The following is a 20,354-nucleotide window of genomic DNA, read 5'->3' as shown; positions in this document are numbered from 1 at the left end:
TTTTTTGAATATTTCTTAATAAAATGTTCATATAAATCATAAAATAAAGAATTCAATAACAACATTACGGATTCTATACATTATTTTCAATACCCCTCCTAGTTTTTTAATTGCAAATGAGTAGTTTTTTAACTAGATTTGTAAAATCGCTAAATTAGTATCTATGCAGGCAGAAACAGCTTCTTCTACTTCTATCTCTTTTGAAGAGTATAAAAACCAGGTGCTTGAGGATTATAAAATAGCCCTGTTAAGTAGAGAATGTAGCTTGTTAGGTCGAAGAGAAGTTTTAACCGGTAAATCCAAATTTGGTATTTTTGGTGGGGGTAAGGAGTTACCTCAAATTGCCATGGCACGGGTATTTCAGAATGGTGATTTTAGATCCGGATATTATCGGGATCAAACCTTTATGATGGCTATTGAGCAATACAGCATCCAGGAATTTTTCGCCGGATTATATGCCCATGCTGATATTGAAAAAGAACCTTTTGCCGCTGGTAGGCAAATGGGAGGTCATTTTGCAACTCACAGCCTGAATCCTGACGGAAGCTGGAAAAAGTTGACGGCTCAAAAAAATTCAAGCTCGGATATTTCCTGTACTGCCGGGCAAATGCCCAGACTGTTAGGATTGGCTCAGGCTTCAAAAGTGTACCGGGGTGAAAAAAGTGTTGCTTCCGGTTATGAAGATTTTTCTATACAAGGAAATGAAGTGGCATGGGGAACCATCGGCAATGCAAGTACCAGTGAAGGTTTGTTTTGGGAAACGGTAAATGCAGGTGGCGTACTACAAGTACCTATGGTCATCAGTATATGGGACGATGACTACGGCATATCGGTTCACTCAAAACATCAAACTACTAAAGAAGATATTTCTTTAATCCTCGAAGGGTTTCAAAGAGATGACACACATAAAGGGTATGAAATTATAACGGTAAACGGATGGGATTATCCTGCCCTGGTTACCGCCTATGAAAAAGCAAACCAGGTTGCCAGAAATGAGCATGTTCCGGTTATTGTTCATGTAAAAGAACTAACCCAACCGCAAGGACACTCTACCTCTGGGTCTCATGAACGTTATAAAAGTGAAGAGCGCCTGAACTGGGAACGGGAATATGATTGCAATAAAAAATTTAAGGACTGGATTCTTGATAAAAAAATTGCTACCCATGAAGAGCTATTAGCTTTAGAAAAAGAAGCTAAAAAAAATGTCAGACAAGGAAAGGCTCAGGCCTGGTATGAATATACTTCTAAAATTAAAGAGGAGAGAAATACTGCGGTCACCCACCTTGAAGCTATTTTAGATAAAAGTGAGCATCGTAAATTTATAGTACCTCTGGTACAAACTCTAAAAGCAAAAGAAGAACCCATCCGTTGTGATATTATTGAAACTTCCAGGAAAACATTACGTTATCTTATTCATGAGGATTTCTCAGAAAAATTAGGGATGCAACAGTGGCTACACGCTTATATGAAAGAAGTGGAAGCTAAATACAGTACACATCTATATAATGATTATGAGAGTGCGGCGATACATATTAAAGAAGTAAAACCAGAATATACCGCAGATAGTCCGGAAGTGGACGGCCGTATCATTATAAGGGATAATTTTGACCTGTTGCTAGAGTCTCAATCTAATTTACTGATCTTCGGAGAAGATAGTGGTAAAATCGGAGATGTCAACCAGGGATTAGAAGGGCTTCAGAAAAAATACGGTGATATCCGGGTTGCGGATACAGGAATACGTGAACCTACTATTATTGGACAAGGGGTAGGCATGGCGATGCGAGGTTTGCGACCTATTGCCGAAATACAATACCTGGATTACATCCTATACGCCTTACAAATCTTAAGTGATGACCTTGCTTCTTTGCGTTATCGGACTTTTGCCCGTCAAAAAGCACCAGTAATTGTCAGAACAAGAGGACATCGATTAGAGGGGATATGGCATTCAGGTTCGCAAATGGGCGGACTATTAAGTTTGTTACGAGGTATTTTATTATTGGTTCCTAGAAATATGGTAAAAGCCGCCGGATTTTATAATACCTTATTGGATTCTGATGAACCGGCTATTGTAGTTGAATGTTTAAATGGCTACCGGATTAAAGAGCAAAAACCAGCGAACCTATCTGAAATCAGAACTCCTATTGGAGTAGTGGAGACTGTAAAAGAGGGAAGTGATATCACCCTTGTTTCTTACGGTTCTACGCTAAGATTGGTTGAAGAAACTGCGGTAGAATTACAAAAAGTACATATTGACGTAGAAATTATTGACGTACAATCCCTGATGCCTTTTGACCTGAATCATGATATTTTAGAAAGTGTAAAAAAGACCAATCGTGTTTTATTAATTGATGAAGATGTACCTGGCGGAGCTACCGGATATATGTTGCATAAATTATTGGATGAGCAAAATATTTACTCTTATTTGGATAGTAAACCGCAAACCTTGACCGCTAAAGATCATCGGCCTGCTTTTGGAACAGATGGAGATTACTTTAGCAAACCTTCTACGGACGATATTTTTGAAAAGGTATATGGTATTATGCATGAAGTTGACCCAAAAAAATATCCCAAACTTCGATAGAACAACAAGACAATAATTCTAATTGTTGCTAAATTCATATTGATCTAATTGCCCTTTTTCCACTACAAAAGTGAAGAAGGGAAGTCAAAAAGATTTTAGGCTTAAAGTAATATTTTAAGAATTATCAATTAACATTTACCTATTGCTAGGAAAGAACCAATGGATATCTATGGAATCCATTTTATATTTTTAAAGTTAGGTTTTCGTTTTTCTAAAAAAGCGTTTCGACCCTCTTTAGCTTCATCTGTCATATAAGCTAATCGGGTAGCTTCTCCTGCAAAAACCTGTTGACCTACCATTCCATCATCGGTAGCGTTAAACGCAAACTTTAGCATTTTAATAGACGTAGGCGATTTAGCTAAAATTTCCTGTGCCCACTCATAAGCCGTTGTTTCCAACTCTTCATGTGGTATTACGGCATTCACCATTCCCATTTCATAAGCATCTTGCGCACTGTAGTTTCTACCTAAAAAGAAAATTTCACGAGCACGTTTTTGCCCTACCATCTTTGCCAAATATGCAGATCCGTACCCACCATCAAAACTAGTCACATCCGCATCGGTTTGTTTAAAAATCGCATGTTCTTTACTAGCCAAAGTAAGATCGCAGACCGTATGTAGGCTATGCCCTCCTCCTACTGCCCATCCCGGTACGACTGCAATTACCACCTTCGGCATAAAGCGTATAAGTCGTTGTACTTCGAGTATATTAAGACGCGGTGTGCCCTCCTGATCTACATATCCCTGATGTCCCCTGGCATTCTGATCTCCACCACTACAAAAAGAAAATACTCCGTCTTTAGTAGAAGGTCCTTCTCCTGACAGCAAGACTACTCCGATAGATGTATCCTCTCTGGCATCCAGAAAACATTCAAATAGTTCGCTAACGGTTTTAGGTCTAAAAGCGTTTCTAACATTTGGACGGTTAAAAGCAATACGCGCCACCCCCTCCGCTTTTTTATAGGTAATATCTTCAAATTCTTTAACTACTTTCCAGGCAATCTCGCTCATAATATATACAACTAATGGTTGTCAAAAATAAACCAAAAACATCAAGGAAAGGTGTTCTAGTTTATTTTTCTGGATTTTCCGGTTTCTAGCATAATTTTTGATAAATTTATAAAAGATGAAAAAGAAGCTTTTTTTTACGTGGATTATTTTGACTTTTAGTCTTGTGTTTTCAGGATATACACAAGAACTACAGGAAAGCAACGTGCTTCAATTAGATCAAAATGCTCCGTATCAAACGGATAAAGGAGATGTGGTCATAGAATATACCATTCAGCAACCCTCCTTATCTTATCTTAAGAGTATTCCTTTAAGCACCTTTACCCTTATGGAAATTGACCTTTCAGTTGATTTAAGACGTCAGGCTTTTCAAAACAGAACGCCTTATTTATATGAGTCAAAAAATCCTCATGTTATCGAACAATTCTCAGTTAGATTACCAACCCAAATTTTAAATAAAACTACTATTACCGGCAGGAACCGTTTGGATTTTACCGTAAACAGGGGATCGGTAAGAAACTCTGTGTATAAAGATGCAAGTTTTTATACGGGCGCTTACAATCCTTTTACCGGACTTCCTTACTAACAACTAATTATTATGCTTTCTCGATAAGGTGTATACCTTCGGTATCGATTGTAATTAGGCGTGATTTATATAAATTTCCAATGGCCTTTTTAAAACTCTTTTTACTGAGCTGAAAAACTTCTTTAATAGCTTCCGGATCAGACTTATCATTTAAATCAATAAATCCGCCATGTGCCTTTAGCTCTTTTAAAATTTGTTCTGCATTGGGTTCAATACTCCTAAAACCATGTTGTTGAAGTGTTAGATCTATTTTCCCGTCAGGTCTTACCTTTTTAATCCAGCCCTCCATTTGATCTCCTACCGAAATGGCTTGAAAAATTTCATCTTCATAGACTAAGCCCAGATATTTTTGATTTACAATCATATTCCATCCGTGAGGAGAAGGATGCGAAGCAATTAAATCCACTTTATCCCAGGCAGAAACCAGGACTAAAGAATTGTCTAAGAATTTATTAGTCTTGCTGGAAGCTACCAACCTATCTGATTTTTCGTCGAGATAAAGATATATCAGGTATTTCTTTCCGGATTTCATTTTTACTGCCTGTTCTTTAAAAGGTACAAATAATTCCTTTTCCAAGCCCCAATCTAAAAAAGCACCTACCTCATTTGATTGTGTACATTTTAACAAAGCAAAAGAATGTAAGGTAATATAGGGTTGAAGCGTTGTTGCAGTAATACGCTCTTCATGATCGAGGTATAGAAATACTTTTATAGTTTGACCAATTTCAAAATCTTCCGGAAGGTACTTATTAGGTAGCAAGACTTCATTTTCTTTATCATCAATTAAATAAGCTCCCTGATCTCTTACTTTTATCAATTCTAATGTTTGATAGGTTCCTAAAGTTAACATCTTAATTTTTTTACAAATGTACAGGAATACCGGAAAGTCAAGTACTACTTTAGTACAAAATAAAAAAAGCCGTCAAAATTAAATTTAACAGCTTTTATCATACCTATAGTGATATACTATTTGTAAATTTCTTCTTTACCAAAATGTTTAGTAAGCATATAGTATACGACTGCCCGGTATCTGTTTTTATTAGATTTACCGTAAGCATCCATAACTGAATCCAAAGCTTCATTAACTTTACTTTCGTCAGTTATACCCAACTTTTTCTTAATAAAATTATTTTTAACGGTTTCCATTTCTTTCTCGTTACCTCCGGATACCGTAGAGGCATCTTTACCATAAATTGCGGGTCCGCAACCGATAACGACTTTTGTTAAAAGATCCATATCCGGCTCTTCACTAAATTTTGATTTAATTTCTTCGGCATATTTAGTAATTAATGCTTCTCTTTTACTCATAAGATGGTTTGTTTAATTAAGTTAATTTTGCATATAATTCAAATATACTATATTTCTTCAATTAATTTAATAGTAAACGAGGTATTCTATTCATTTTTCTTAACATAAATTCTTAAAATAATCAAGTAACACTTTATCGTTAACAGTTCGTGAAGTGATAATTTCCAGTAGTTTAGGACGTTTAGCACTACTATACAACGATTGTAAACCTTTTATAACTTCTTCTTCATTTTTAGCCTGATGATAGGTAAAATTAAACATTTTACAGAGATGCTCAGCCGTCAAATGATGTACTGTTTCAAAAAAAGTTTTAAAACTTTCAGATTCTTCTTTACCTGGTAAAATTCTAAAAATTCCTCCTCCCGAATTGTTGATTAGAATAATTCTAAAGGTAGCAGGTATGTATGCATTCCATAAAGCATTACTATCATAGAAAAAACTAAGGTCACCGGTAATCAACGTCACTTCTCTATTAGCATAAAGGGCAGCTCCAATAGCGGTAGAAGTACTACCATCGATACCACTCGTGCCCCTATTGCAAAAAACAGTATGCGACGGGTCGGTCGGAAATAGCTGGGCATATCGGATTGTTGAACTATTGCTAAGTTGTATTTGCATATCATGAGGAATACGTTCGAATATCAATTGATATGCTTTAAAATCCGAAAAAGGTATTGTAGCTTCGTATTCTTTCTGTTTATATGCTCTTTTACGATCTATTGCTAACCAGTGTTGCTTATAAGAACCAGAAGTACTACGAACGTTTGTATTGAAAAAGTAACTAAAAAAAACTGACGGAATTTCTTTTATATGTTCTGTCAAACAGAAGTAGGTATCAAAAGCTTTGATCGGATCAATATGCCAGTGCGTTTCCGGTTGATATTTTCGTAAAAACGCTTTGATACGCTTAGAAACTACCATACCACCAAATGTAATTAAGATCTCTGGTTGCAATTCCTTAAATTCCTGAGTTGTTAATGGTGTAATCAGGCGGTCAATACATTGGATGTGCGTTTGATGATGAACATTAGAGGTGGTTTCAGTTAAAACCAATACCGAACTATCTTTGGCAAAATAATCCATCCACATATTCAGCAAAGGATCCGGATGATTTACTCCAATCAATATTATTTTACGAGTAGCCTTATTCCATCTTGCTAACATGTCATTCTTAACCTCTTCGGACAGTATAAAGGTTTCTTTTTTAAGTGGTAAACTTTTAGGCGTAACCAGGGCTTTTGTAGTAGTGTTATATAAAGGTTCATAAAAAGGAATGTTAATATGAACCGGACCCTGATGCGTTATTGCCTTGTTAATCGCCAGGTTGATTTCGCGTTCGTTGTGTTTTTGAGATTCCTTTTGTTTCTGTAAAATTTTAATATCCGTACTGGGTTCTTGAGGCACAATTTCAGAATATAGATTAGCTGAATACAAAATATGTTTTTCAAACGCATTCTTTTGCCGAATGGTTTGACCATCACCAATATCAATACGTTCAATAGGACGATCCGCACTTAATACGATTAAAGGGATATCGCTATAAAAGGCTTCGGCAATTGCAGGATAATAATTTAGCAAGGCACTCCCCGAAGTACACACCAATGCAGTAGGTTTTTGAAGTTGTTGTGCCATTCCCAAGGCAAAAAAAGCAGCACAACGTTCATCCACAATACTATAACAATTCATATCAGGATGGTTTGAAAATTCTATAATTAAAGGAGCGTTTCTTGATCCGGGTGAAATTACAATGTTGCTTATTTCTTTAGCTGCACAAAGGGCAACAATCGTTTGTGATAAAGGTATAGCCGAATAAATGCGAGTAGCCATCTATGGTATGAGTATGATTTTACAAATATAAGATATCCTGTATCTTTAGAATTCTTTGATAACCCTATTCTTTAATAAATTAAAAATTGCCGAGCCAACTCCTTTCCTTAGTTAGGCTAAAGCTGATCAGTCAAGTTAGCTACTAAATAAAACTTTAGTCATAGTTTCAGACTTGTGTATGGTTTCTAACCATTCTTTTTCCGGGTCAGACTGTGCAGTAATTCCACCACCTACATAAATATTCAGTTGATCCTGTACAATTTCCATACATCTTAAATTTACATAAAGGGTAACTTTTTTATGTGGTTCACCTTCATTAATTTCTCCTAGATACCCGGTGTAAAATTTACGGTGATACCCTTCGTTTTCTTGAATAAAATTGAATGCAGCTTGTCTTGGCAAACCACAAACCGCCGGAGTGGGATGCAGCAGGCTAATAATTGATAGTATTTTATTATTAGAAATGGCTTCTTCAATAAAAATATCCGTTTTTAAATGTAATAAATTACCCGCTCTTACTGTTGCTGGCCCTATACGTTTTATATTCTTGAATTCTTTGGACAGATTTTGTACAATAAAATCCGTGACAATTTGCTGTTCTTCCTTTTCTTTAGACTGCCATGCAACCTCTAAATTATCTACTTTTCTAGTACCAGCAAGTGCTGTAGTTACGTAGTAAGAATTTTTATTACCTAATAATAATTCAGGTGTAGCTCCAAACCATAATCCTACTTTAGGATGATACCAGAAGTAGGTCATGGCTTCGGGATATTTTTGACACAACTTCTGAAAAATTAAAAAGTGATCCGGTTGATCAATGGTATACTGCAATTTTCTAGATACTACTACTTTTTTAAAAAACTGACTATCAATAGCATGCTTTGCTTTACGGACTAATTCTATATGTCTTATTTTATCATCTTCTGTATTTAATTTTAAATCAATAGAGGCGACCGGAACTTTATGACCTGTTACACTCTCCTCTATTAAAGAGGTATTTATAACTTCACATTGACTGGTTGGAAAAATAATTTTGGCTTCTGTAGCATCGAAAGGACAAAATACAAATCCATTATTATAAGAATCACTTACATAATAACAGTTTGTATCTTTTTGAAAATATCCTTTAATATTTTTATCCTCCGGTTTTTTAAATAAAACTAGAGGTTTTTTTCCTTCTAAGTGCTGTTGTACTTTATGCTTTAGTTTAGTTATATCCAACTTTACTGAATTTTAGGAATCGCCAGTGTTGTTAGCTTCACTACAGATACTAATTGTTTTTCTTCGTTTCTGATTTTTATATCCCAAAGCTGTGTAGTTCTGCCTTTATGTAATACGGTAGCTGTTGCATATACAAAACCTTCCTTTACACTTTTTACATGATTAGCTGCGATTTCAATACCTCTTACGGCTACTTTTTTAGTATCTAAAAACAGATAAGAAGCAGCACTACCTACACTTTCAGCTAAAGCTACCATAGCACCTCCATGTAAAACCCCATCCGGTTGATATACTCTTGGAGTAACCGGCATTTTTGCAACTAAAAAGTCTTCGCCTACATCTGTGTATGTTATATCTAAAGTTTCCATTAGCGTATTTTTACACATCTTAGCGCATTCTTGTAAAATAAAGGTTTTGTCCAACATATTTTTAGGTAAAAATAGTGAAAGCTGAAAAATCACTTTCTTCTTTTCAGATAATTTATACTTTTATAAAAAATAAAGATGGAAAAGGAAATTACTTATCATAGTACCAATACATACAGCACCTTGTTTAGCTTAACTCTCAAGACTAACAAGATTTGGTTAGTATTTCATGGTATTGGTTATCTCAGTAGGTATTTTATCCGATTTTTTCAAGAATTAGATCCTACAACTAATTATGTTATTGCTCCTCAAGCTCCTTCTAAATACTATAAAGACTTTTCTTACAAAAAAATAGGTTCGAGTTGGCTAACCAAAGAAAATACCACAATAGAAATTGAAAACAATCTTCAGTATATCCATGCTATTTTTACTAAAGAAGAAATTCCGTTAGAGAAAGAATTGGTTGTTATAGGATATTCTCAAGGTGTAAGTATGGCTAGTAGGTGGATTGCAAATTACAAAATTAATCCTTCTTATTTTTTTATCATTTCCGGAGCATTTCCGAAGGAACTAAATCAAAAACATTTTCTTCATCTCACCAATACTTCGAAATTAATTCATATTGTTGGGGAAAATGATCCGTATTTTGAAAAGAAAAATATCGAACTTGAAAAGCTAAGAGTTGGCCAAATATTACCCAATATAAGATTTAAAACCCATCCGGGGGGACATGAATTGAATTTGAATAGTATTGTAGAGGAAATTAAGTAGTAAATCATTAGTGTTTAGTAAAGATTCAAGACCTGCCTGCGGACGGGCAGGTCGCTATCGCTTCTGGAAACAAAAATCAAGACTCATCATTATGGTATTGAAAATCAATACTGTAATAACTATTTAGGGTCTGCTGAAAAACTCAGCCTTCATTGATTTTCAAGTTTATGATCGAATTGGTTTGTTTTTGTTTATGAATAAAGTTTTCACTGAATAAGATTGCTTTTATCCAATAGAGTGCCACCTCAGCCAAATGGACTAAGTTGAGCACTAATATGATACTTGCAATCCAAGACTCACTGGTATTTTCAAGCCTTGCCCTTATACGGTTTAAACCATATGCTGTCTTTGCTTGACCAAACTTTCCTTCAATTGGATTACGTTCCCCAAGGCTTACTTGATTTGACAAAGCCTTTTTGGAGGGCCTTCCAAGGGGTTTGGCCCTGAGATTGATCCCTTTTTCTTTTAGGTACTTACGGTTCTCTCGGGTACAATATATTTTGTCAACCAAAACGTTCTTTGGATAATGACCAAACCGCTTTCGGTACTTCTCCACACAATCTTTCAATCTGGTACCCTCATTGTAGGCTTCCCAACTAGTATCATCCAAAAATGAAAAACCATCTACCAGTGCCATGTTTATCTTGGCACCAAACTCCACTTTTGCATTTGTTTTCCCACGCACTATGGGACGAACATGGGGTTGGTGAATGCTCACAATCCTATGGTCTACACTTTTGGTCTTAGTATCGTACATCAACTTTTGTTGCCTGTAGAGTTCCTGGATGACCAGCCAATATTTATACTCTTGCCTATCGAAAGGGATCCGGTCAAGGGTATCCAAAATACCTTCGATGGAACGTATATTCCTATGGAGATACTTTAATTGCTTCCCTATAGCAGACCGTATCTCTTTATGTGTTTTTCTTTTCTTTTGCGCTGTCTTTAGATATTCTTTCCTTGCTTTTTCCCTGTAGTTCCTCGGTTTAGTCTCTAAAGGGGAAAGTTTATAGGCAATATCCAACAATGATTCGGATTTCTCGCGCGCATCATTGAGCAAATTTAGATCCGTAGGATATGCTATATCTTGTGGACAAACTGTTGCATCAACGATCAAAGTCCCTTTGTGAGGTGGGTCTTCACCATCATCCCTTGCATCATTTGATCCTTTTTCTCTAATTTGTTCTGCTTCTCGTTTTATTTGTAAAATTCGCTGGTTAATAGCATTAATCTGTTCCAGGCCAAGACGCTTGCGGAACTCTACGAAAAGAGAAGGGTCGAACGCAGGTGCATCACTAAATGAAGAATAGCCTAAAAAATACTGCATATAGATGTTCTCAGAAATCTGATCAACCGTCTCCCTATCATCTAAATTGCATAAATGTTTGATGATGATTGACCCCAAAACAACTCTTGGGCTTAAATCAGGACGGCCTGTCGATTTTTCCGGAAAATGTTTGCGATAAATGGAACACAGTTCATCCCAAGGAAGTAGCTTAGCCAAACGAACCCAACGGTTAGCAGGGTTCAATTCTCTCTCAAAAGGACTCTCAAAACCTTCTAAAACCAACTGGTTTTGACTTACATATTTGGGAGTAGGTGCACGCTTTTTTGAATGTTTTGTCATAATAACCTTGCACTTGATTGCCTAAATATAACTATAATGCCTTATAAAACAATAGATAAATAGTTTCTCAGCAGACCCTATTTACGTTAAAGAACAAATTACTTTTAAAAAAGTAAAAAAGCAACCTCCAAACAATTCAAAGTTTGGAATTACCTTACTATTACTAGCTTTCTAAACTTTTATTTATTCTATTCGGACACCGATGGTAGTAAATAGATAAAATTCATCATACTGCCTTCCCCCCTGACCTTAAGGTGTTGATTTTGATAATTATAGGTTTAGTTATTGACCGGATAGATTTATAATGCTATTATCCCCCTAACCCCCAAAGGGGGAATCAAAATTATTTAATATAAAGATAAGAAGGTAAGAATCCCTCCCTTCGGGAGGGTTGGGGTGGGATTATGATCGTAAATGATGGTAGATGAATTTACAATACTGCCATCCCTCTGACCCTAAACAAAAGAAACCCTCTCTTTTTAGAGAAGGTTCTTTTGTTTATTAATTGGGTTTAAAAGTTTTAGGTGCATTTCAAATTAACGAATTAGGTAGGGTCTGCTGAAAAACTCAGCCTTCATTGATTTTCAAGTTTATGATCGAATTGGTTTGGTTTTGAATAAAGTTTTCACTGAATAAGATTGCTTTTATCCAATAGAGTGCCACCTCAGCCAAATGGACTAAGTTGAGCACTAATATGATACTTGCAATCCAAGACTCACTGGTATTTTCAAGCCTTGCCCTTATACGGTTTAAACCATATGCTGTCTTTGCTTGACCAAACTTTCCTTCAATTGGATTACGTTCCCCAGGGCTTACTTGATTTGACAAAGCCTTTTTGGAGGGCCTTCCAAGGGGTTTGGCCCTGAGATTGATCCCTTTTTCTTTTAGGTACTTACGGTTCTCTCGGGTACAATATATTTTGTCAACCAAAACGTTCTTTGGATAATGACCAAACCGCTTTCGGTACTTCTCCACACAATCTTTCAATCTGGTACCCTCATTGTAGGCTTCCCAACTAGTATCATCCAAAAATGAAAAACCATCTACCAGTGCCATGTTTATCTTGGCACCAAACTCCACTTTTGCATTTGTTTTCCCACGCACTATGGGACGAACATGGGGTTGGTGAATGCTCACAATCCTATGGTCTACACTTTTGGTCTTAGTATCGTACATCAACTTTTGTTGCCTGTAGAGTTCCTGGATGACCAGCCAATATTTATACTCTTGCCTATCGAAAGGGATCCGGTCAAGGGTATCCAAAATACCTTCGATGGAACGTATATTCCTATGGAGATACTTTAATTGCTTCCCTATAGCAGACCGTATCTCTTTATGTGTTTTTCTTTTCTTTTGCGCTGTCTTTAGATATTCTTTCCTTGCTTTTTCCCTGTAGTTCCTCGGTTTAGTCTCTAAAGGGGAAAGTTTATAGGCAATATCCAACAATGATTCGGATTTCTCGCGCGCATCATTGAGCAAATTTAGATCCGTAGGATATGCTATATCTTGTGGACAAACTGTTGCATCAACGATCAAAGTCCCTTTGTGAGGTGGGTCTTCACCATCATCCCTTGCATCATTTGATCCTTTTTCTCTAATTTGTTCTGCTTCTCGTTTTATTTGTAAAATTCGCTGGTTAATAGCATTAATCTGTTCCAGGCCAAGACGCTTGCGGAACTCTACGAAAAGAGAAGGGTCGAACGCAGGTGCATCACTAAATGAAGAATAGCCTAAAAAATACTGCATATAGATGTTCTCAGAAATCTGGTCAACCGTCTCCCTATCATCTAAATTGCATAAATGTTTGATGATGATTGACCCTAAGACAACCCTTGGGCTTAAATCAGGACGGCCTGTCGATTTTTCCGGAAAATGTTTGCGATAAATGGAACACAGTTCATCCCAAGGAAGTAGCTTAGCCAAACGAACCCAACGGTTAGCAGGGTTCAATTCTCTCTCAAAAGGACTCTCAAAACCTTCTAAAACCAACTGGTTTTGACTTACATATTTGGGAGTAGGTGCACGCTTTTTTGAATGTTTTGTCATAATAACCTTGCACTTGATTGCCTAAATATAACTATAATGCCTTATAAAACAATAGATAAACAGTTTCTCAGCAGACCCTAGGTAATTCTATCTTACTAAAACCAACAATACCCTAACCTCTATCCTGAGTGCAAAACGCTTTTAAACTAACTAATCTTTACCGTACAATTAGTTTATTGCGTTCTGTTACTCCTGTACTATCCGTAGTAGCTATGATATAAATACCGGGATATAAAGTAGTGGCTGAAATACTGTAACCCCCGGAGACTTTGACTTCTTTACCTTTATAAGATTGAACTAAGGCACCTTTATCATTAATAACATCTATCCTTTCAATTTCATATTGTGAAGATTGAATGGTTATATCTTGAAAATTAAATAAGGGATTAGGGGAAAGTGAAATTATATTTTTATCTATTTCAGCACTTTTTGAAAAAGCTTCTTCACCAAATTCGCTGAAATTTTCATTTTCTAAGATAGTAATCTGATAACTTCGGGTTTTTCCTGCTATCCCTGCACGCAATCTTTCACTATAAGGGGAAACTTCTAATTGGTAAATACCTGAATTAAAAAAGTCTCCGTTAAAATTACCAAAACCGGAATCTCCAAAGATAGAATACGGTGCAAAGTTTTCAAGTTTCACCAGATTAATTGGACCGGTTAAGTTAAAATCAACACTTCCTACTACAGGAGGCAGCGTAGTAGCTACTATCCCCAATTCAAGACCGGAAATTTCACTCTCTTCTATTACCGTATCTGAATTTAGCACAGCAATAACCTCATTATTAGCTACATTAAGTAAGGTAACTGTTTCTATTCTTACTACCGGTTCTTCAACAGTAATTTCTACTAATCCAATATCGACCAGGCCTGACTGGTTTTGAATGGTATATTCAAAAGTATCTATTCCTACAAAACCTATAGTGGGTGTGTAGGTTACCGTATTTGTTAAAGAATCTAATGTTGCTATTCCATTTTCGGGATTGGTGATTGCTATGATGTTCAATTCTTCACCCATTGGATCAAAATCATTTGCCAACAGATCGGATAACATCAGTTCTGTTTCAAAATCAATTATATATTGATCTGATGTGGCAACTAAGGTGTTTTCAAATCCTATGGTAAACCTTGAACTTACTTCAATATTATTAAGGTCTCTTGCTACAATAACAACCTCAAAATCAGAATTAGTTGTTAAAGGGGGTGTACCACTGACTACACCGGTTCCGGCATCTATAACTAACCAATCCGGTATATTTTCCGGATTACCGCCAAAAGAATAATTTAATTTATTACCAGGGTAACCAATATTAAACGAAGAAGAAATATCATAGGTAAAAGTACCACCCGGACGAAGCGTTACATCCTCAATTGTTGTACTTGACGGCAATACTTCCGGCCGTATATTTTGAAAATAAAATATATTATCATTCCAATCACAATTAGCAGAACCTGCTCCACAACCATTTCCGATAAAATCCTGAATTACGATATATTCATTAGGAACCACTTCCCCGTCTTTATTAATTACTTTAAATACTCTTGCACCTAATAAATCAGGTCGTCGATTCATAAGATTATTCCCTCCACTTGTTGAATAACTATTAGCAACTGCTATTCTAAATGGGCGTTGGATAGTTCCCGCAGAATCCGTATTAATGACGGTTCCACTATTATCCTTGGGCAACAAGGTTTGATAATAGGGTAATCCATGTGTAAAATTAATTCCTGCTACTATATTAGCAGAATTACGCCTCACAAATTTGGCCCCATTACGGGATACCCCATGAAATGCAGCTAATTGAAAACCTCTTACTACTTTGCTACGATCCGCCTGAACAAATGTTGGAGAAAGTATTAAATCACCTTCATAACCCAAATTTATATTCTCTGCTGTTGGGAAATTAGAACTTGGTCTAAAAGGTCTGTTATTTGGTGGTACTATTGTTCCTTGATCATTGACAATACTTAACATGGTAGTTTGAAAACCAAATGCTTCCAATACTTCTTGAGCTGTAATCTCATTACCTCCTTCCGGCCGTAACATATAAGCTCCGCTTAATGTCACTTCCTGTATGGCATTTGTAATTGCCGTAGAAACAATTTGCAATTGTTGTTTATAAATATCTCTGGTTCCGGTATTTTGAATATAGGTTAATTGTACATCTAGAAAAGAACCGGAATCTATGGCTATTGGTAAGTCAATAGTATCTGCCCGGTTTAAAAAGGCAACTTCATATACGGATGTATCCTCAAAATTAAGTGCGGTAATAAACATCGTTTCTTCCCCGGTATTATGTAGTCGCATGGTATTTTGATCACTAACTTTTGCACCATTAGGTCCAAGATCTGCCATGGTATGGAACGTATAAAAATCATCTGCTGGAAAAGCGGTATTTGTACCTGGAATTTTTGTTAAATTCTCTATTTCCAGTATTCCATTATCAATTTGATTTACCGAAAAAGTTACGGTAGATACAGCAGTATTCCCAAAGGAGTCGGAGGCAGTTACTTCCAACGTATGAATTCCTATTTCATTTACGATAAAAGCATCCTGATAAATTTCATTATCATTATCATCCAAAATATATTCAATACTGGTGATGCTACCCTCGCTATTTTGTGTAATTGCCTGTAGTGAAATAAGCACCTGATTGGTAAAATTCGTTTCATCAGTTTCCTGATTGTCATAAAGAACAGTAATGCTAGGTGCAATTAACCTGGAATCGATTGGGGCGAAACGTAGGTAATTCAATTTTACATTAAACCCTGCTTCATTCAGAGAAATTCGTACGATACTATCGGTTACTTCGATTCTTTCTCTTCCAAAGAAACCAGGAGTTGTATCCGCACCTTGAGCAATTTGATTCCAGCTGATTATTGGTTCGCCATTCACATCTAAGGCATGGTTACTATCGGTAAATTCAGGATCTCCAAGACTATAATCCAATTCGTAAAAACCATTGGGTAAGGTAACAATCCAATCTCTTAATGGATATCTGTTACCATCACGATGACCTATGATATTCATAGTTGAGGTTAATGGATTATCATTTTCACCAGTGTCTCGGTCTCTAGTATTAACTCTGGCAGCTGCCGGAGTACTTGTACCGGGTTGTACCCATCCGTACGAAAGTAAACCTTCCGCCGTTTGTCGGGCTCCAAAAGGCAGACCGATATCATCAATATAATTAGCAGGCGATGCTCCGCCTACGTTTCCTTTTCTAAAGTTAAATTGATATGTATAGTCAAATCCTTCGGGAATTGGAATGACATTTTCTAATAGAAATACGTAATCCTGATAATCACCGTTAGTAGCATCTTCAAAGAAAACCAGATAACTATTAGGGATAATGGCCCCTAGCCTATCTTTTGCTTTATATACCCGAGTACGATGACTAACCCCTCCGGTATTTAGAATATCCTGAGTATAATTAAACCGGTTAAAGAAATTAGATTCCGTATATATTCCAAAAATATTTTCCCGGGGATTAAACAAAGTGCTACCACTACTTAATTCCGGAAATAAGGTTTGGGCATTAGCGACTCCTTCGTCAATAATACCAACTTCATTAAGTTCTACATTATTTACAAAAGTGTACCATCCAAAAGGTAGTAGTTCCTGAGGAGAATAGCGGGCAAGTGGGGTAATTCGCACCCGACTGGCTTCAGGAAGTTTCTGCCATCTTTGAATAGCAACCTCTTCACCTACCAGGTCAGCACTCGTTGAACTTTCTAAGGTATCCCAACCTACATTTACATTATAACCTAACACTCGAACTATATCTTGTAAAGCCGGTTCACGAACTGAAGCAAAACCTCTTTTCTTTAAACCATAAAGACCTATTTCTATTCGGGAGGCTTCTGTATTGTTACTATTTAAAACTAAGGTAGCATCTTGAAATCCTAAGTCTGTAGCGTCTAATGTAGGAATATAAATAACTTCAAGATTTGCCGTTTCACCAGCAGCAATTTCAGCAGGTATTTCTCTACCTAATACAAATTGATCACTAAAGTTACCTTCAATGGTAATATCAGAAAATAGTACCGGAGTTGTTCCGAAATTAGTAATTTCCAATACCTGCGTATCAATATTTGGTGCATTATTATTGATTACAGCTTCAAAGATTAATTCATCTTTGGCAATTCGTAGTCTAGGTCCTTCTGTGGCGGGTACATCGGCCCTTAATAAAGTCAAACGAGCTGTACCATCACCACCCCTATCATACTCAGAAACGTAAATATTACCTGTTTTCGGATCTTCAATTAGATCTAAAGGATCATCAAAAGCCCGTAATCCTTTAATATCAGTATAAACTTCCTGAATTTCGCCATTGGCCGTAGGATTAAGAATTAATAAATCATCCTGACCGCTAAATCTGGTAACCAAAATCAGATGTGTCAATAATCCTTCAAAGGCGTTACTTTTATACTCTATTACACCATTTGGAGACTTCCCAATACCAAAATCATAAGCAGCTTTTCTATAATTAGGATCCGGTCCTAAAGTGTCCGGATATTTAGCTACATCCACGTAATTATCTTCTAACTGTCCGGGAACTCCGCTATAAGGTTTTCCTCCGTTATTTAGTATAAACTCACCACGATACGGGTTAGGATGTCCGTGATAAGAACCACCTCTCGTATTAAATAGCCAGTCTTTTTGGGTTTCCCCTCCCCTAAGAGCGGGCACAAAAGATAAGGAATCCAGTTGGTCAATTCTTTTTGCTAAAGGGTAATCTGCAGTAGATGGCGAATTAGGAGAAGTTACCCCATTTCCTGCGGTACCGTTAGTAGGCACGTATAACCATCCGTTTGTATGCCAAACCAAATCATAAGCATTTCGAATACCTGATGCAAATATGGTCAAAGGAGAATTAGTTGCATATGGATTATAGGTACCATCACTCATTACTGCTACATCCGAAGGAGCTTCATTGATTACAGCTATGTTATCAGTAGTATAGGCATCTAAGGGTAACGCACCCAATTTTGTAAAATCCAATTTTAAAACTGCAGCAGCTAGTAATCTTTCCGGTCGGTTTACCCAGTTTTCATCAGGATCACCTCCTGCAGAGTTACTTCCCTGACTAATGTATAAATTTCCAGTTTCGTCAAATGCAATACTATTGGTTAAATGATCTTTAGCCGACCTGGGTAAATTAATAATTACATTATCTACTTGAGATAAATCAGGTCCGCTAAGGCGAGTAAGAATTCCATCCCAGGTAGGACCATTTGAAATGGAAGCTGCACTATGGGTTATATACGCAATAAGATTATCAGCCGTAGAGGCCGGATCAAAAGCAAGACCGATAATTAATCTGTTATTATTGTGTACGATTCCGGTTTCAGGGTTTACCGCTCCGGATAGTTCAGGTGATAAAATTTCTAAATTGGACAAAGTACCATCTGCCGCCATATCCCAGCGATGAATTTTACCACCAGAAATAAAATTGCCAACAGAATTTATAATGCCAATTGTACTTCCATATAATTTACCATCCGGACCAATAGTAAGACTTGAAAATCTTTGGTTCTCCGTACCTTCTCCTAACTCGTTTCCAAAAACTTTTGTAAAAGATACTCCGGAAAGATCCCGGTTTGTAGCACTTCTAAAACTAGCTTCACCTGTGGTAAATCTGGATTCAAATGGTAAAAAAGGTATTCTAACTGATAAATCTCCCGTTTTGTTTACTTCCAAACCGTTTGTTAACCTGAAAACATAAGTAGTAAATTCTTTGAGTCTATTAATAGGTGTCAGCGTTATGGCATCACCACCTCCGGTGTCATTTGCATTGGAAGGAATTAAGAATTCTCCTTCTTCAGTAACTTCATAAAGATTGATATTACCTGCTAATGTCGTATGATCAAGTTCATAACCACTGGGAGTTACGATCTCTATATTGATTTGAAAATCATTAATTGCTACATCATTCGTAATATCAGCTGGAGTAACATTTTTAAAGAACGGACTGATTCTAACAATTTCCAGGGTATTTAATTTAGTATTGAAACCTCCCTTAGCATCAATGGTAAGTTTTCCATCTAAAACTTCTACCAAAGACCCTCCGGAGAACAATCGACTATTAGAAGCTTGAGGACCAATAGGTGTCTGATTACTTACCAAGCTAATTCCTTCTGCGTTTAAAGTATGAGAAGGCTCGGTACCCGGATTATCAAAAAACGGATCCCCTACATTTACCATCACCTGGTAAACTCCATTTGCTATTTCAATTTCCCAAAACCCTTCTTCCCGAAGTCCATTGCTTCCTCCAACATCTCCATACTGCATATGGATTAAGGTATTTCTAAGGAAATCAACGTTTTCTAAATTACGGTTTCTTGTATTTCGTGTAAAATCTTTAGGAATAGAGTCTTGACCGGACAACCAACCGTAAGTTAAGCCATTTTCTTTTAAACCGAAAGCTAATCCCGCATCCAGCAAATAATCCTCCCGAGTATTGTCAGAAAGTGTTGCAAAATTAATCTTTACCGGTTCAAGAAAAGGATCAATATCCGGTTCTGTTCCTGATACTTGAAAGTAAAAAGCATTTCCTGTAAAACAGGTTCCCAATAATGCTAATACTACTAAAAAAAAGCTAACTTTTTTTTGAAGAGTAAAATAATGTTTCATGTTGTTAATAAAGTTGTCCAGTTAAATTTTAAAATTAACTATTAGTAAATCTATAAATTAATTATCTCTTGAATAAAGAAATAGCACCCGACGAATTGTGAAGTTTACCGCTGAAGTAAAAACGTATATATGTTAAGGTTTTAAACCTTAGGGGTAATATTTTGTAAAAATAATATTAAAAACAATACTCCACTCTTAGATAATGAGATTTACCAAAAATTTTTAATTTTAATAAAAAACATACGATATAATCAATAAAAAAGTCGAAAACTTACAATTATATAAATTAAACCACCTACCCATTACGGTAAAGTCGTAAAATCAGAGATAAATAAATTGAAATTACTAGGTTTACCAAAGTTTAAATACTTAAAATTA

Annotated in this window: 12 protein-coding genes; 3 read left to right on the top strand and 9 right to left on the bottom strand. The window is 36.3% G+C overall.

The genetic code is table 11. The features are described from left to right. Positions 1-163 precede the first annotated feature (163 nt). The gene (locus NBT05_RS11215; protein ID WP_265769951.1) at positions 164-2,581 is read left to right on the top strand and encodes an alpha-ketoacid dehydrogenase subunit alpha/beta; all 2,418 of its coding nucleotides are present in this window, start codon (positions 164-166) and stop codon (positions 2,579-2,581) included. A 167-nt stretch (positions 2,582-2,748) separates the two neighbouring features. Here NBT05_RS11215 and NBT05_RS11210 read toward each other — a convergent pair whose 3' ends face one another. Next, complete coding sequence (locus NBT05_RS11210) at positions 2,749-3,591, bottom strand: 1,4-dihydroxy-2-naphthoyl-CoA synthase (protein ID WP_265769950.1); 843 nt, start codon at positions 3,589-3,591, stop codon at positions 2,749-2,751. Positions 3,592-3,706: 115 nt separating this feature from the next. Between NBT05_RS11210 and NBT05_RS11205 the strand changes: the two genes are divergently transcribed. Continuing rightward, the gene (locus NBT05_RS11205; RefSeq protein ID WP_265769949.1) at positions 3,707-4,174 is read left to right on the top strand and encodes a hypothetical protein; all 468 of its coding nucleotides are present in this window, start codon (positions 3,707-3,709) and stop codon (positions 4,172-4,174) included. Between the two features lie 10 nt (positions 4,175-4,184). Here NBT05_RS11205 and NBT05_RS11200 read toward each other — a convergent pair whose 3' ends face one another. The 5 genes from NBT05_RS11200 to NBT05_RS11180 form a co-directional block, all read right to left on the bottom strand. Continuing rightward, positions 4,185-5,024, bottom strand: coding sequence for a S1 RNA-binding domain-containing protein (locus NBT05_RS11200; RefSeq protein ID WP_265769948.1), 840 nt, complete (start codon positions 5,022-5,024; stop codon positions 4,185-4,187). A gap of 116 nt (positions 5,025-5,140) precedes the next feature. Then, entirely contained in the window at positions 5,141-5,482 is a 342-nt protein-coding gene (locus tag NBT05_RS11195) for a DUF2853 family protein (RefSeq protein ID WP_265769947.1), read from the bottom strand. Between the two features lie 99 nt (positions 5,483-5,581). Further along, positions 5,582-7,309 (bottom strand): 2-succinyl-5-enolpyruvyl-6-hydroxy-3-cyclohexene-1-carboxylic-acid synthase, encoded by a 1,728-nt coding sequence (menD, locus tag NBT05_RS11190; RefSeq protein WP_265769946.1) that lies wholly within the window; start codon positions 7,307-7,309, stop codon positions 5,582-5,584. A gap of 135 nt (positions 7,310-7,444) precedes the next feature. Beyond that, positions 7,445-8,530 carry a chorismate-binding protein gene (locus tag NBT05_RS11185; protein ID WP_265769945.1) on the bottom strand — a complete coding sequence of 362 codons (1,086 nt, stop codon included), beginning with the start codon at positions 8,528-8,530 and terminating at the stop codon, positions 7,445-7,447. A 2-nt stretch (positions 8,531-8,532) separates the two neighbouring features. Beyond that, positions 8,533-8,898 (bottom strand): PaaI family thioesterase, encoded by a 366-nt coding sequence (locus NBT05_RS11180; protein WP_265769944.1) that lies wholly within the window; start codon positions 8,896-8,898, stop codon positions 8,533-8,535. A 135-nt stretch (positions 8,899-9,033) separates the two neighbouring features. Here NBT05_RS11180 and NBT05_RS11175 point away from each other — a divergent pair, with 135 nt between their 5' ends. Continuing rightward, positions 9,034-9,666, top strand: a complete 633-nt coding sequence (locus NBT05_RS11175) for an alpha/beta hydrolase (protein ID WP_265769943.1) — start codon at positions 9,034-9,036, stop codon at positions 9,664-9,666. 142 nt (positions 9,667-9,808) lie between these two features. Here NBT05_RS11175 and NBT05_RS11170 read toward each other — a convergent pair whose 3' ends face one another. The 3 genes from NBT05_RS11170 to NBT05_RS11160 form a co-directional block, all read right to left on the bottom strand. Beyond that, a complete protein-coding gene (locus tag NBT05_RS11170) occupies positions 9,809-11,293 on the bottom strand; it encodes an IS5 family transposase (RefSeq protein WP_265769942.1) in 1,485 nt (494 codons plus the stop codon). 567 nt (positions 11,294-11,860) lie between these two features. Then, positions 11,861-13,339, bottom strand: coding sequence for an IS5 family transposase (locus NBT05_RS11165; RefSeq protein WP_265769941.1), 1,479 nt, complete (start codon positions 13,337-13,339; stop codon positions 11,861-11,863). A 157-nt stretch (positions 13,340-13,496) separates the two neighbouring features. Continuing rightward, positions 13,497-19,976, bottom strand: coding sequence for an Ig-like domain-containing protein (locus NBT05_RS11160; protein WP_265769940.1), 6,480 nt, complete (start codon positions 19,974-19,976; stop codon positions 13,497-13,499). Between the last annotated feature and the right edge of the window lie 378 nt (positions 19,977-20,354).

It is taken from the genome of Aquimarina sp. ERC-38 (genome assembly GCF_026222555.1).
Classification (GTDB): domain Bacteria; phylum Bacteroidota; class Bacteroidia; order Flavobacteriales; family Flavobacteriaceae; genus Aquimarina.
This window is presented reverse-complemented; position numbering and strand designations above follow the sequence as displayed.

What these genes read in the sequence shown, in the direction of transcription:
- NBT05_RS11215 (WP_265769951.1), top strand. Translation starts at nt 164, where the DNA reads ATGCAGGCAGAAACAGCTTCTTCTACTTCTATCTCTTTTGAAGAGTAT.
- NBT05_RS11210 (WP_265769950.1), bottom strand. Translation starts at nt 3,591, where the DNA reads ATGAGCGAGATTGCCTGGAAAGTAGTTAAAGAATTTGAAGATATTACC.
- NBT05_RS11205 (WP_265769949.1), top strand. Translation starts at nt 3,707, where the DNA reads ATGAAAAAGAAGCTTTTTTTTACGTGGATTATTTTGACTTTTAGTCTT.
- NBT05_RS11200 (WP_265769948.1), bottom strand. Translation starts at nt 5,024, where the DNA reads ATGTTAACTTTAGGAACCTATCAAACATTAGAATTGATAAAAGTAAGA.
- NBT05_RS11195 (WP_265769947.1), bottom strand. Translation starts at nt 5,482, where the DNA reads ATGAGTAAAAGAGAAGCATTAATTACTAAATATGCCGAAGAAATTAAA.
- menD (WP_265769946.1), bottom strand. Translation starts at nt 7,309, where the DNA reads ATGGCTACTCGCATTTATTCGGCTATACCTTTATCACAAACGATTGTT.
- NBT05_RS11180 (WP_265769944.1), bottom strand. Translation starts at nt 8,898, where the DNA reads ATGGAAACTTTAGATATAACATACACAGATGTAGGCGAAGACTTTTTA.
- NBT05_RS11175 (WP_265769943.1), top strand. Translation starts at nt 9,034, where the DNA reads ATGGAAAAGGAAATTACTTATCATAGTACCAATACATACAGCACCTTG.
- NBT05_RS11170 (WP_265769942.1), bottom strand. Translation starts at nt 11,293, where the DNA reads ATGACAAAACATTCAAAAAAGCGTGCACCTACTCCCAAATATGTAAGT.
- NBT05_RS11165 (WP_265769941.1), bottom strand. Translation starts at nt 13,339, where the DNA reads ATGACAAAACATTCAAAAAAGCGTGCACCTACTCCCAAATATGTAAGT.
- NBT05_RS11160 (WP_265769940.1), bottom strand. Translation starts at nt 19,976, where the DNA reads ATGAAACATTATTTTACTCTTCAAAAAAAAGTTAGCTTTTTTTTAGTA.